Source organism: Mesorhizobium sp. HAY1-8B, assembly GCF_056868045.1.
The window spans coordinates 1,721,299-1,733,897 of the sequence record NZ_CP200321.1; the positions used below are offsets into that span (position 1 = coordinate 1,721,299).

Annotated in this window: 14 protein-coding genes and 1 other RNA gene; 10 read left to right on the forward strand and 5 right to left on the reverse strand. The window is 62.8% G+C overall.

The features are described 5' to 3' along the window. Positions 1-154: 154 nt before the first annotated feature. Positions 155-823: a c-type cytochrome gene (locus tag AC1VON_RS08380; protein WP_483121472.1), complete on the reverse strand. Its 669-nt coding sequence runs from the start codon at positions 821-823 to the stop codon at positions 155-157. 193 nt (positions 824-1,016) lie between these two features. Between AC1VON_RS08380 and AC1VON_RS08385 the strand changes: the two genes are divergently transcribed. Beyond that, the gene (locus tag AC1VON_RS08385; protein ID WP_483121474.1) at positions 1,017-1,745 is read left to right on the forward strand and encodes a 3-deoxy-manno-octulosonate cytidylyltransferase; all 729 of its coding nucleotides are present in this window, start codon (positions 1,017-1,019) and stop codon (positions 1,743-1,745) included. A 14-nt stretch (positions 1,746-1,759) separates the two neighbouring features. Beyond that, the gene (locus tag AC1VON_RS08390) at positions 1,760-2,623 is read left to right on the forward strand and encodes a prephenate dehydratase (RefSeq protein ID WP_172347098.1); all 864 of its coding nucleotides are present in this window, start codon (positions 1,760-1,762) and stop codon (positions 2,621-2,623) included. 93 nt (positions 2,624-2,716) lie between these two features. On the opposite strand, the gene AC1VON_RS08395 is transcribed toward AC1VON_RS08390, so the two are convergent. Genes AC1VON_RS08395 through AC1VON_RS08405 form a run of 3 tightly spaced genes read right to left on the reverse strand, consistent with a single transcriptional unit; the run spans position 2,717 to position 4,470 of the window. Next, positions 2,717-3,022 carry a Dabb family protein gene (locus AC1VON_RS08395; RefSeq protein WP_172347097.1) on the reverse strand — a complete coding sequence of 102 codons (306 nt, stop codon included), beginning with the start codon at positions 3,020-3,022 and terminating at the stop codon, positions 2,717-2,719. A gap of 31 nt (positions 3,023-3,053) precedes the next feature. Next, a complete protein-coding gene (nudC, locus tag AC1VON_RS08400; protein ID WP_483121476.1) occupies positions 3,054-3,998 on the reverse strand; it encodes an NAD(+) diphosphatase in 945 nt (314 codons plus the stop codon). 52 nt (positions 3,999-4,050) lie between these two features. After that, positions 4,051-4,470, reverse strand: a complete 420-nt coding sequence (locus AC1VON_RS08405; protein WP_056569830.1) for an HIT domain-containing protein — start codon at positions 4,468-4,470, stop codon at positions 4,051-4,053. Between the two features lie 154 nt (positions 4,471-4,624). Between AC1VON_RS08405 and ffs the strand changes: the two genes are divergently transcribed. The 7 genes from ffs (at position 4,625) to AC1VON_RS08440 (ending at position 10,684) form a co-directional block, all read left to right on the forward strand. Beyond that, an RNA gene (gene ffs, locus AC1VON_RS08410) (signal recognition particle sRNA small type) lies at positions 4,625-4,721 on the forward strand. A gap of 104 nt (positions 4,722-4,825) precedes the next feature. Then, the gene (locus tag AC1VON_RS08415) at positions 4,826-6,664 is read left to right on the forward strand and encodes a DNA polymerase III subunit gamma/tau (protein ID WP_483121478.1); all 1,839 of its coding nucleotides are present in this window, start codon (positions 4,826-4,828) and stop codon (positions 6,662-6,664) included. Between the two features lie 23 nt (positions 6,665-6,687). Further along, complete coding sequence (locus AC1VON_RS08420) at positions 6,688-7,011, forward strand: YbaB/EbfC family nucleoid-associated protein (RefSeq protein ID WP_172347094.1); 324 nt, start codon at positions 6,688-6,690, stop codon at positions 7,009-7,011. A gap of 72 nt (positions 7,012-7,083) precedes the next feature. Next, positions 7,084-7,491, forward strand: a complete 408-nt coding sequence (locus tag AC1VON_RS08425; protein WP_483121480.1) for a hypothetical protein — start codon at positions 7,084-7,086, stop codon at positions 7,489-7,491. 229 nt (positions 7,492-7,720) lie between these two features. Next, positions 7,721-8,713, forward strand: coding sequence for a cell wall hydrolase (locus AC1VON_RS08430; protein ID WP_483121481.1), 993 nt, complete (start codon positions 7,721-7,723; stop codon positions 8,711-8,713). Between the two features lie 92 nt (positions 8,714-8,805). Then, the gene (gene recR, locus AC1VON_RS08435) at positions 8,806-9,411 is read left to right on the forward strand and encodes a recombination mediator RecR (RefSeq protein ID WP_483121482.1); all 606 of its coding nucleotides are present in this window, start codon (positions 8,806-8,808) and stop codon (positions 9,409-9,411) included. Positions 9,412-9,478: 67 nt separating this feature from the next. Next, complete coding sequence (locus AC1VON_RS08440; protein ID WP_483126293.1) at positions 9,479-10,684, forward strand: lytic murein transglycosylase; 1,206 nt, start codon at positions 9,479-9,481, stop codon at positions 10,682-10,684. Between the two features lie 48 nt (positions 10,685-10,732). Here AC1VON_RS08440 and AC1VON_RS08445 read toward each other — a convergent pair whose 3' ends face one another. Further along, entirely contained in the window at positions 10,733-10,996 is a 264-nt protein-coding gene (locus AC1VON_RS08445; protein WP_483126413.1) for a hypothetical protein, read from the reverse strand. Here AC1VON_RS08445 and AC1VON_RS08450 point away from each other — a divergent pair. Beyond that, positions 10,941-12,584 (forward strand): ABC transporter substrate-binding protein, encoded by a 1,644-nt coding sequence (locus AC1VON_RS08450; RefSeq protein WP_483121483.1) that lies wholly within the window; start codon positions 10,941-10,943, stop codon positions 12,582-12,584. The genes AC1VON_RS08445 and AC1VON_RS08450 overlap by 56 nt on opposite strands. The last annotated feature ends 15 nt before the right edge of the window (positions 12,585-12,599 follow it).

Here is a 12,599-nt window from a genome sequence, read left to right on the forward strand (position 1 = left end):
GCGATGCGTGCCAGATCATCCAGGACGCGATCCTAGATGATTTGGCGCTGGTGAAAACAGTAATGCACCGGCTTTGTCGCCGCACCCTGGATATTCCCAACAAAAAAGCCGGGTTGAACCCGGCTTTTTCAAGATCGTGGAGATTACAAATTGTTCACTGGGCGGGTGCCGGCGCTGGAGCAGCAGGCTTGGCCGGTGCGGCGCCCTCAGCCGGCTTCGCCGGGGCGGCCGCATCGACCGGCTTGGCGGGCGCGCTGGCGTCCGCGGCGGCGCCAGGTGCCGGCAGCGGCTTAGGATTGTCCGACAGCGTGCGCAGATAGGCGATGACGTTGGCGCGGTCCTCGTCCTTGGGCAGGCCGGCGAAGCCCATGGCGGTGCCCTTCACGAATTTCTTCGGCGAGGTGATGAAGTGGTTGATATTGTCGTAGGTCCACTTCTCGGTGCCGCCCTTGGAGAATTCCTTCATGCCGGCCGAATAGGCGAAGCCTGCATGTTCGGCGACGGGACGGTCGACGAGATCCCACAGATCGGGGCCGACCTTGTTGGGGCCGCCCTTTTCGCCGGAATGGCAGGCCTGGCACTTCTTGAAGACGGCAGCGCCCGCCTCGACATTAGCGGTCTGCAGCAGGTCGGCGATCGGCTTGGCGGCGGCAGCCGGCGCGGCCGGGCCGCCTTCGGCGGGCTCAGCCGCCTCGATGGCGAAGCCGGGCTTTTCCGGGGGCGGCGAGGCAAACAGTGCGTCCGATACCAGGCCGACCGAGAAAACGACGAAAACGGTTCCGAGCAATCCGGCGAGCAGTTTATTGACTTCGTTGGAATCCATACGCCCCTTGCTCCCTTTTCCGGCGGACCGAACCGTCCACTCCGTCCGTCGGTATCGAGACCTGCCCTCCAGAGCCGGTCAAATCGGGCGGAAACTAGGTCTTTTGCTCGGGCGTTGCAACACCTATAAGGGCGCTGCCAGTGAGACCTTTTGCCACTTTTCCCCTCCTCTTTTCGAACGCCTTGCCATAGCGATGTCCACCTTGATCCTGATACCGGCCCGCATGGCCTCCACCCGCCTGCCGGGCAAACCCCTGGCCGACATCGCCGGCGTGCCGATGATCGTCCATGTCGCCCGCCGTGCGGCCGAAGCCGGCCTCGGCCGGGTGGTGGTGGCGACCGACACGCAAAGCGTGGCCGAAGCGGTGCGCGCGCATGGGTTCGAGGCGGTAATGACGCGCATCGACCACGAATCCGGCTCCGATCGCATCCACGAGGCGCTGGTCGCGCTCGATCCTGGACAAAAGGTCGAAACGATCGTCAATGTGCAGGGCGACCTGCCGACCATCGATCCCGGCATCATCGCCGCCTCGCTCAGGCCATTCGAGGACGGGGCGGTGGATATCGCCACACTCGGTGTCGAGATCGTCCGCGAGGAGGAAAGGACCAATTCCAATGTCGTCAAGATCGTGGGCTCGCCGCTGTCTGCCACCAGGCTGAGGGCGCTCTATTTCACCCGCGCCACAGCACCTTGGGGCGAGGGGCCGCTCTATCACCATGTCGGCCTCTACGCCTATCGCCGCGCGGCACTCGAGCGCTTCGTCGCGCTGAAGCCGTCGCCGCTGGAACGCCGCGAGCGGCTGGAGCAGCTGCGGGCGCTGGAAGCCGGCATGCGCATCGATGCCGAGATCGTCCGGTCGCTGCCGCTAGGCGTCGACACGCCGGAAGACCTTGAGCGCGCCCGAACCATCCTTTCAAACTGAGAAATTCCTTCGCCATGCCTGAAAAAACCAACAGAATATCCTTCCAGGGCGAGCCGGGTGCCAATTCCGATACCGCCTGCCGCAACGTCTATCCCTCGATGGAGCCGTTGCCGTGCCCGACCTTCGAGGATGCGTTCAACGCGGTCGAGACCGGCAAGGCCGATCTCGCCATGATCCCGATCGAGAACACCATCGCCGGACGCGTCGCCGACATCCACCATCTCTTGCCGGAATCGAGGATGCACATCGTCGGCGAGTATTTCCTGCCGATCCATTTCCAGTTGATGGTGCTGCCCGGCGTCAGCCGCGACGAGATCAAGACCGTGCACAGCCACATCCATGCGCTTGGCCAGTGCCGCAAATACATCCGCAAGAACGGCTGGAAGGCGGTCGTGGCCGGCGATACGGCGGGCGCCGCCAAGATGATCTCCGAGGTCAAGGACCGCACGATGGCCGCCCTGTCGCCGGCACTGGCCGCGACGCTCTATGGGCTCGACATCATCGAGGAGAACGTCGAGGACACCGATTCCAACGTCACCCGCTTCGTCGTCCTGACCAAGAGCAAGCAATGGGCCGAACGGCCGACGGCCGACACCAAGATGATGACGACCTTCATCTTCCGCGTCCGTAACGTGCCGGCCGCGCTCTACAAGGCGATGGGCGGCTTTGCCACCAACGGCATCAACATGACCAAGCTGGAGAGTTACCAGCTCGGCGCTTTCACGGCGACGCTTTTCTACGCCGACATCGAGGGCCATCCCGACGATCCGCTGGTCAAGCTGGCGCTGGACGAGCTTCGCTTCTTCTCCCGTGAGGTGCGCATCCTGGGCGTCTATCCGGCCAGCCAGTCGCGCGAGCAATGGAAGGTGGCGGACTAGGGCAATTCCAGGAGAAGTGCTTAGCGCTTTCCCTTGGGAATTGCGTCAAAACAAAGAGTTGGAGCGGGTCGCCGTTTCCGTGAACGGTGAACTCTAGATCACCGCGCCCAGCGGCACATAATCGATCTCGAGAAATTTCTCGACCTCCGGCACCCAGCGGTCACGCACGAAGGCGACATGGTCGGGATGGTCGTTGTATCTGGTGTAGGCGGCCTGGTCGGCGAACTCCATCGAGAAGCCGAACCGATAGTCGTTCTTGGGGCTGATCTGCCGCAATTGCTCGAAATGCGTGACGCCCCGGATCGCGGTGAGGATTTTCCTGGCATCGACGAGGAAGCGCTTTTCCTCCAGCGAATGCGGCGCGTGCTTCAGCGTGAAGACGACGGTGTGGCGGATCATTTGTCTCTCCTGCAATGACTTTCAATATCGGCTATTCGCTGTCGACCCAAGCGCGTATGAGGTGATGCGCGATCGCCCCTTTCGGCGGCGTGACCAGATTATCGGCATGCTCCCTGGCCAGCATCAGGCGCACCTCGTCTCGGCCAAACCAGCGACAGTCCTCCAGCTCGTTGAGGTCGGCCTGGATGTCCTCATTGAGCGGCTCGCCGAAGCAGCCGATCATCAGTGAGTAGGGGAACGGCCAAGGCTGGCTGGCGTGGTAGACGACGCGGCCGAGCCGGATGCCGGCCTCCTCCAGCGTCTCGCGGCGCACCGCCGCCTCGATCGTCTCGCCCGGCTCGATGAAGCCCGCGAGCGCCGAATACATGCCCGGCGCGAAGTGCCGGCCGCGCCCAAGCAGGCATTTCTCCCGCGTCGCCGTCAGCATGATCGCCACCGGGTCGGTGCGTGGAAAATGCTCGGTGCCGCAATTCGGGCAATGGCGCTTGTAGCCGCCGGCCCGCATCTGCGATTGGGTGCCGCACTTGCTGCAGAAACGGTGGCTGGCGTGCCAGGCGAGCAGGGCGGCCCCTTGCGCCATCGCGCCGGCGGCCGCTTCGTCGATCAGCCCTTGCATGTAGACTGACCGGTAGTCGATCGCCTTGACGGTCTCCGGCAGCTGTTCGGCGTCAACGCCCGCCGGCACCGCAAGCACCGGTCCTTGGTCGGAAAAGCCGAGCAGGACGCTTTGGTCGAAAGAAGGCTTGAAAGGCTGGCTCTCGGAGATGCCGAACCAGGGATCAAGGCCGCTGCCATTTCCCAACTTCAGATAGAGCCGGCCGCCATTCATCAACAGCAGCCGCGTCGTTGGATCGGCCAGCGTCTTGTCGACCGAATCGTCGGCGCGGTTCTCGGATTGCCGGTCGATGGTGTTGCCGGCAAAGCCGACAAACTGGCTCGGCTCGCGCAGGGGCGCGTCAAACAGGCTGAAGCTCATGCGGACTCTGGTTCTTTGGGATGGACATGTTTTGGAATGAACACAGGGGAGCTTATAGCGCCGCCCTTATCGTTTCGGCAAACCGGCGCAGGTCGGAGCGCTCATAGGGCTCGCGCAGGCCGTGCCCCCACACCGGGCCGGGCCAGCCGGGATCGCCTTCGGACCGGGCGATGATATGGATATGCAATTGGCGCACGATGTTGCCGAGCGCGCCCGTGTTGATCTTGGTGCAACCGCTGACTTTCTTGAGCGCCTGCGCCACCATGTTGGTCTCGAAGGTCAGCATGGCCTGGTCGAGCGGCGTCATGTCGTGGATTTCCTCCGCGCCCGGCCGCTGCGGTACCAAAAGCAGCCATGGCCAGCGGCGATCGTTCATTACCCGCAATTCGCACAGCCCAAGCCACATCAACTGCTCGCTGTCCGCCTCCAACCGGGCATCCAGCATGAATCCGGCCTTCAGGCCCGGCAGCATCGGCGTTTCCCTTGCTTTTCTTGGTTTCCTCGAACTGATGACGCTAGAGCGGCGGCACTGGGGCTGCAAGCGAATCATTGTTCCTCTCACGGTTTGGTGCGCCAAATCGCCTGCGCACTTGCATTTCATCGCGCAATTGCCGATATGGACAGCGGGAGGTTGGTGGTGGACGATCCACTCGCCAACCGGGTCAGGTCCGGAAGGAAGCAGCCCTAACGAGCCCGGAACGGGTCATTGTTCCAGCCTCCCACCTCATCGGCCCTCCTCGCGACATTGACGACGCATTGCAGCGCGGGCGAGACTATGCGCAGGAATCGGCGCCTTTGGGCGCGGCCTTTTGGAGCTTAACGGGCGAATGAGCGAAGCCGGAAATTCGGGGCCAAAAAGCCTGGAGCCAAAAGACCCGGAGAATGGAAAGGCCGCTGCCTATCGCGTGCTGGCGCGCAAATACCGTCCGTCGAATTTTTCCGAGCTGGTCGGCCAGGAGCCGATGGTGCGCACCCTCACCAACGCCTTTGCCACCGGCCGCATTGCCCAGGCCTGGATGCTGACCGGCGTTCGGGGTGTCGGCAAGACCACGACGGCGCGCATCCTGGCGCGGGCACTGAATTACAAGACCGCGACCGTGGACCAGCCTTCGGTCGACCTTGCCGTGCTCGGCGAGCATTGCCAGGCGATCATGGAAGGACGCCATGTCGACGTCATCGAGATGGACGCCGCCTCGCACACCGGCATCGACGACATCAGGGACATCATCGAGCGTGTGCGCTATGCGCCGGTCTCGGCGCGCTACAAGGTCTACATCATCGACGAAGTGCACATGCTGTCGACGCAGGCCTTCAACGGCCTGCTGAAAACGCTGGAAGAGCCGCCGCCGCACGTCAAATTCATATTCGCCACCACCGAAATCCGCAAAGTGCCGATCACCGTCCTGTCGCGCTGTCAGCGTTTTGACCTGAGACGCATCGATGCGGGATCGCTGGTCGCGCATCTCTCTTCGATCGCCGCCAAGGAAGACATTTCGGTCGACGATGACGCGCTGGCGATGATTGCGCGCGCGGCCGAAGGCTCCGCGCGCGATTCGCTCTCCATTCTCGACCAGGCGATTGCGCACGGCGCAGGCTCCGTCAGCGCCGAGGCCGTGCGGGCCATGCTGGGCCTGGCCGACCGCGCCCGCATCGTCGATCTGTTCGAACATGTGATGAAGGGCGACGTGGCGGCGGCGCTCGCCGAATTCCGCACGCAGTACAACACCGGCGCCGATCCGGCCGCCGTGTTGACCGATCTTGCCGAGTTCAACCACCTTGTCACCCGGCTGCGTTTCGTGCCGACCGCCATGGATGATGCTTCGCTGTCGCAGGACGAGCGCGAGCGCGGCGCCGATTTCGCCAGGGCGCTGTCGGTCAGGGTGCTGTCGCGGACCTGGCAGATGCTGCTCAAGGGCATTCCCGAAGTGCAGTCCTCCAATCGGCCCGTGAGTGCCGCCGAGATGGTGCTGATCCGGCTGGCCCATGCCGCCGACCTGCCGACGCTGGATGAAGCGTTGCGGTCGCTTGAGGGCGCCGGATCGGCACAAAATGGTGCATCGCGTCCGAATGGCGCGCCTGCGGGTTCCGGCAACGGAAATGGCGGTGGAGCCAGCGCGGTGGCGCAGACGCGTCTGCCATCCGGGTCCGGTGGCGCGCAGACCATGCGGCTGGTCGAGGCCACGCCGGCGCCGGTCGCCTTCGTCGCGCCGCCCGCGCCGGTATCCGAGCCGCAGCAGGTGCCGGTCAGGTCGCTGGCCGATATCGTTGCCCTCGCCGACGCACAACGCGACATCGCCTTCAAGGTGCTGGTCAAGCGCTGCATCCGTCCCGTGCGCATCGAACCCGGCCGCATCGACGTCAGCCTGACCGAAGATGCGCCCAAGCTGCTGCTCAACGATCTGACAACGAAACTGCGCGCCTGGACCGGCCGCAACTGGCTTGTCTCCCTATCCAAGGAAGAGGGCGGCCAGACGCTGGCTGAAATGGAATCGACGAAGCGCGAAAATGCCTTCCTCGATGCCAAGAGCGATCCGGCCGTGGCCGCCATACTTGCGCGTTTTCCCGGCGCCAAGATCATCGACGTGCGCATTCCCGATGCGCCGGAGGCAGACGAGACCGAGGCGGAAGTGCCGGTCGAGCCGCCGGCGGATGACGACGAGACCTGATAAACCAAGACAAGGATCGGACCATGAAAGATCTTCTCGGCCTGATGGGCAAGGCGAAGGAAATGCAGGCCAAATTCCAGGCCATGCAGGACGAGATCGCCACGCTGGAAGCATCCGGTCAGGCTGGCGGCGGGTTGGTCAACGTGACGCTGACCGGAAAATTCGAGATGAAGTCGCTGAAGATCGACCCGTCTCTGTTCAAGGAGGACGATGTCGAGATCCTCGAGGACCTGATTCTTGCCGCCCACAATGACGCCAAGGCCAAGGTCGAGCAGATCATGCAGGAAAAGACCAAGGCACTGACCGCCGGCCTGCCGATCCCGCCGGGAATGAAACTGCCGTTCTGATGCATGACACCCAAAACCGTGCGGCGGTTTTGAGTGTCATGCACGAAAGTTGAGCCCAGCGGCGATGCGCCCATGACCGAAGAGCCGTCCGAAAGACTGATCGAGCAGCGTATCCGCAACAGGATCTATGAGATCCTGGAAATCCTCGCGGATTGCGATGACGGCGTCGATATCGTCGGCATCAAGGGCTATTTCCATTTGTTCGAGGATTTCGTGCACCGGCCGTCGATCGAGGCCGGCACATCGGCGCTTTCGAAGGAGGAGCGTGCGATCGTGCTGGAAATCGCCGAATTCCTCGAGGCGGCTTCCGAGACGAATCCCGATTTCACCAAGGCCGAATTCATCGATAGCGACTGGCCGGGAAAGATCGCGCCGACGGCCAGGAACGCGCGGTCGTTGTTCCTCAGGCGCGGCCTGTTTTCGGAGAAAGTCGAGGAGCTTGAGCCTGGTCGGCCGGCCGCGATTGCGGCGGGGCGGTAGCGATTCCCCGGAAAAGTGTGCCGCGGTTTTCCCTCGACAATTGCGGCGAAACGAAGGGATAGCGGTCATCGCTTTTGTCAAATGATGGCTCGATCTATCTGGAAAGCCTCGAAATTGTGCCTTTTCGGCAACAGTACGCTGTTAATAACGTTTTGGCCATCATTTTGCCCGAAAGTGTCTCATTCTTGCCGCAGCCTGGGGGCGGGCATCGAAGTGAGAGGGTAACCTGTTGATCGTCACGCGATGGAAGGCGCCGCTGTTGCTCGGCGTCATCACGTCTCCCCTGTTCCTGGCTGCCTGTAGCCAAACGACGTCGCATGGCATGTCCGTCGCCAGTCTGACCGATGCCATCACGCCGAGTTTCCTGAGCTCGCGGCCTTACAGCCACACGCCGAAGGACAGGGAATGCCTGGAAAGGGCAATGTTCTTCGAATCCAACAGGTCGAGCCGCGACGGCATGATCGCTGTCGGCACCGTGGTGATGAACCGCCTGCGCTCCGGCCAGCATGGCAACACCATCTGCGAAGTGGTGGGTGAGCCCGGCCAATTCGCGCCGGGCGTCATGACCAGGCCGATGAATTCGCGCGCAATGCCCGATGTCGAGGAAGCGGCCAACGCTGTGCTCAAGGGCGAGCGCAAGGCCAAGCTCAAGAACACCATGTATTTCCACACGGCGGGCCTGCGCTTCCCCTACAAGAACATGCATTACACCATGGTCGCCGGTGGCAATGCCTTCTACGAGAAGCGCGGCCGCAACTGGCAGCCGCTGCCCGACGAGCCGACCGTGGCGGTTGCCTCGGCTGGATCCGAAATCGTGAAGCCGGCCGCGCCGGTGACGATGGTTGCCTCGGCCGAGCCGGCGCGCCCGGCCAAAACGTCCCGCGTCGCTCCGGCGCAGCAGGTCTATATGACCGCCGCCGCGGAACCGGCCCGGCAGCCCAAAACCAGGACCTCCCCGGTTCAAGAGACCTATGTGACCGCGACCCCGGTGGCCACGGCGAAGTCGACGCGTGTGACCGTGAAGCAGACGATGGTCGCGATGCAGGAGCCGATGGAAGAACCGGATGCCGCCCGTTTCGGCGGAACCTTGAACACGAGGGTCATCAGTTCGGTTCAGGGTGAGCCGCAAGAGGCGGCGATGGGGTTCCAGTCGACGCCGGAGAACACCGATGCCATCGGTGCGATGATCGCCAGCCAGAGTCGACCGCTCGAGGTCAACTGATTCGCATCGTCACGGCTTCTCGTGGCGGCATGGCAGACCATACGCTGACACGGGATGTTTCAAAGCGCTCTGAAAAATCCTAGATCAGAGCGATGTCCAAGCGAATCGCCGGTCCCGAGATCGAACGCCTGATCCAGCTGCTGGCCAAAGTGCCGGGGCTCGGGCCTCGTTCGGCCAGGCGCGCGGCATTGCATCTGATCAAGAAGAAGGAGCAGCTTCTGTCGCCGCTCGCCGCCGCCATGGGCGAGGCTGCCGACAAGGTACGCATCTGCTCCACCTGCGGCAATGTCGATACGTCGGATCCTTGCATGATCTGCACCGATCCGCGCCGCGATGCCGCCACCCTCATCGTCGTCGAGGACGTCTCGGATCTCTGGGCGCTCGAACGCGCGGCGGCAATGAACGTACGCTACCATGTGCTCGGCGGCACGCTGTCGCCGCTCGACGGCGTCGGCCCTGATCAGCTCAACATCCGCTCGCTGATCGACCGCGTCGCCGGCGGCGAGGTCAAGGAAATCATCCTCGCCGTCAACGCAACGGTCGAGGGCCAGACCACCGCGCACTACCTCACCGACCAGCTGTCCAGCTTTGACATCAAGGTGACAAGGCTGGCGCATGGCGTGCCCGTCGGCGGTGAACTCGACTATCTCGACGAGGGCACGCTCGCCGCGGCGCTGCGCTCGCGGACGGCGTTTTGACGCAATTGGCGGGGACGTTTGCCGAATGACTGCATTCCTTCGTACGATCGCCTTCGCCCTTGTCGCTATGCTTCTCGGTGTCTTCCTCGTCACCCCGGTCTCGGCCGCCAAGATCGACGACCAGTTCCGCGCCTGGCTGCAGAACGATCTCTGGCCCGAAGCCAAAGCGAAAGGCATTTCCAAGAAGACCTTCGATGCCGCCTTCGACGGCATAAAACCCAATCTGAAGCTGCCCGACCTTGTCATGCCTGGCGAGAAGCCGAAGACGCCGCAGAAGCAGCATCAGGCCGAGTTCGGCTCGCCCGGCGCCTATTTCGCCGAAAAGACGGTTCGCGCCGTGACGTCGGGTGGACGCACGCGCGAGGCGGCCAACGCCAGGACGCTTGCCGCGATCGAAAAGCGCTATGGCGTGCCCGGCGAGATCATTCTGGCGATCTGGGGCCGCGAGACCGGTTTCGGCGCGGCGAAGATGCCTTATGACGCCTTCGAGGTGCTGGGCACCAAGGCGTTCATGTCCACCAAGAAGGATTTCTTCCGCACCGAGCTCTTGGCGGCACTGGAAATCGTCGAGCGTGGGCTGGCCCCTGTCGGCGCTATGAAATCGTCCTGGGCCGGTGCGCTCGGCCAGCCGCAATTCATGCCGACCTCCTTTCTCAAGCATGCCGTGGATTTCGACGGCGACGGTCGCGTCGATATCTGGAACTCGACGCCCGACGTGCTCGCCTCGATCGCCAACTATCTCGTCCATTATGGCTGGGTGAGGGGACGGGGCTGGGGGTTCGAGGTGACCGTGCCGGAGAGCGTCTCCTGCTCGCTGGAAGGTCCCGATCAGGGCAAGAAGATATCTGAGTGGGCTGGTATGGGCATCAAGCGCGTCGGCGGCAAGCCGTTTCCGGCGAGCGAGTTGAAAGCCGAGGGCTTCCTGCTGATGCCGGCCGGCCGCAGTGGACCGGCTTTCATCGCCACCCCCAATTTCTACGTGCTGAAGGAATACAACACCAGCGACCTCTACGCGCTGTTCATTGGCCATGGCGCCGACCGCATCGCGCATGGCGATCAGGATTTTTCCGGCAGTTGGGGCCCCGTTGGCGATCTGCACCGTTCCGATATTGCCGCCCTGCAACGGGTGCTGGAAGCCAAGGGCTATGATGTCGGCAGCGCCGATGGCCTGCCCGGCTTCAAGACCCGCCGCTCGATCGGCAAGTGGCAGGCCAAGAACGGTCAGGCCGCAACCTGCTTTCCCGATGCGGGCCTGGTCACCGCACTGAAATAACGCCGAAATTAGCAGATTATTCTCGGTCGGTTGCCTCGATTGGCCGGCCTATGCGTCGACGCGCGACCCGCCATCCTGCTTCAATGAGCCGTCGTGTAAATGCTCGTTGCCGGCCACGAGGCCGCCGGATATGGTGTTGACCAAATGGACAAAAACCACGACGGTAAGTGGACAAGGGGCCATCATAGGCCTCGAAAAGAACACCTTAATCCTGAGCCGGGAACTCAGGTCAACAACAAAAAAGGGAACAATCACCATGATGATGGAAAAGCTTGCTCTACGATCCCGCATCTTGCTCGCGGGCGCGGCCATGTCGGCACTGCTTTTGGCCGGAGCCCCGGCTGGGGCGGTCACGCCCGCCGACACGCTGGTCGAAGGTTTTGCGATCGACGACATCATCTCCATGGATCCGGGCGAGGCGTTCGAACTGTCGACGGCCGAAATCACCGGCAACACCTATGACCTGCTGGTCCGCCTCGACCTCAGCGACACCTCCAAGGTCAAGGGCGATCTCGCCGAAAGCTGGACCGTCTCCGACGACGGCCTGACCTATACCTTCAAGCTCAAGCCCGGCCTCAAATTCGCCTCCGGCAACCCGATCACCGCGGCCGATGTCGCCTATTCGTTCGAGCGCGCCGTCAAGCTCGACAAGAGCCCGGCCTTCATCATCGACCAGTTCGGCATCAGCGGCGACAACGTCACCGAAAAGGCCAAGGCAATCGACGACACCACCTTCCAGTTCACCGTCGACAAGCCCTATGCGCCGAGCTTCGTGCTGAACTGTCTCTCGGCAACCGTCGCTTCGGTGGTCGACGCCAAGCTCGTCAAGGAACATGTCGCGGCGGTGACGCCGAGCGCCGACTACAAATGGGACAATGATTTCGGCAATGCCTGGCTGAAGACCGGCTATGCTGGCTCCGGCGCCTACAAGCTGCGTGAATGGCGCGCCAACGAAGCTGTCGTCATGGAGCGCAACGATAATTATCACGGCGAGAAAGCCAAGCTTGCCCGTGTCATCTATCGCAACATGAAGGAAAGCTCGGCCCAGCGCCTGGCGCTTGAAGCCGGCGACATCGACGTCGCCCGCAACCTCGAGCCGAACGATCTCGACGCCATCGCCAAGAACGCCGACCTCACCTCGACCAGCGCGCCGAAGGGCACGGTCTATTACATCAGCCTGAACCAGAAGAATCCGAACCTCGCCAAGCCCGAAGTACGCCAGGCCTTCAAATATCTGGTCGACTACGACGCGCTGAGCTCGACCATCCTCAAGGGCATCGGCGAGATCCACCAGACCTTCCTGCCCAAGGGCGTGCTTGGCGAATTGGACGAGAACCCGTTCAAGCTTGACGTGGCCAAGGCCAAGGAATTGCTGGCCAAGGCCGGCCTGGCCGACGGCTTCAGCGTAACCATGGACGTGCGCACCGGTCAGCCGACGACCGGCATGGCGGAATCGATCCAGCAGACGCTCGGACAAGCCGGCATCAAGCTCGAGATCATCCCGGGTGACGGCAAGCAGACGCTGACCAAGTATCGCGCTCGCAATCACGACATCTATATCGGCCAATGGGGCCAGGACTATTTCGATCCGAACTCCAACGCCCAGACCTTTGCCTCGAATCCGGACAATTCGGATGAAGGCAAGACCAAGACGCTCGCCTGGCGCAATGCCTGGGATATTCCGGACCTGACCAAGGAGACGGAAGCGGCCCTGTTGGAGAAGGACTCAGGCAAGCGCGCCGACATGTACAAGGACCTCGAGAAGAAGATCCTCGACACCAGCCCCTTCGTCGTCATCCATCAGCAGTTGGAAGTCGCCGGCCTGCGCAAGAACCTCAAGGGCTTCGCGCTCGGCCCGAGCTTCGACACCAATTTCGTCGGGCCGGTCTCGAAGGAATAGCGCCCGCGGACGCGC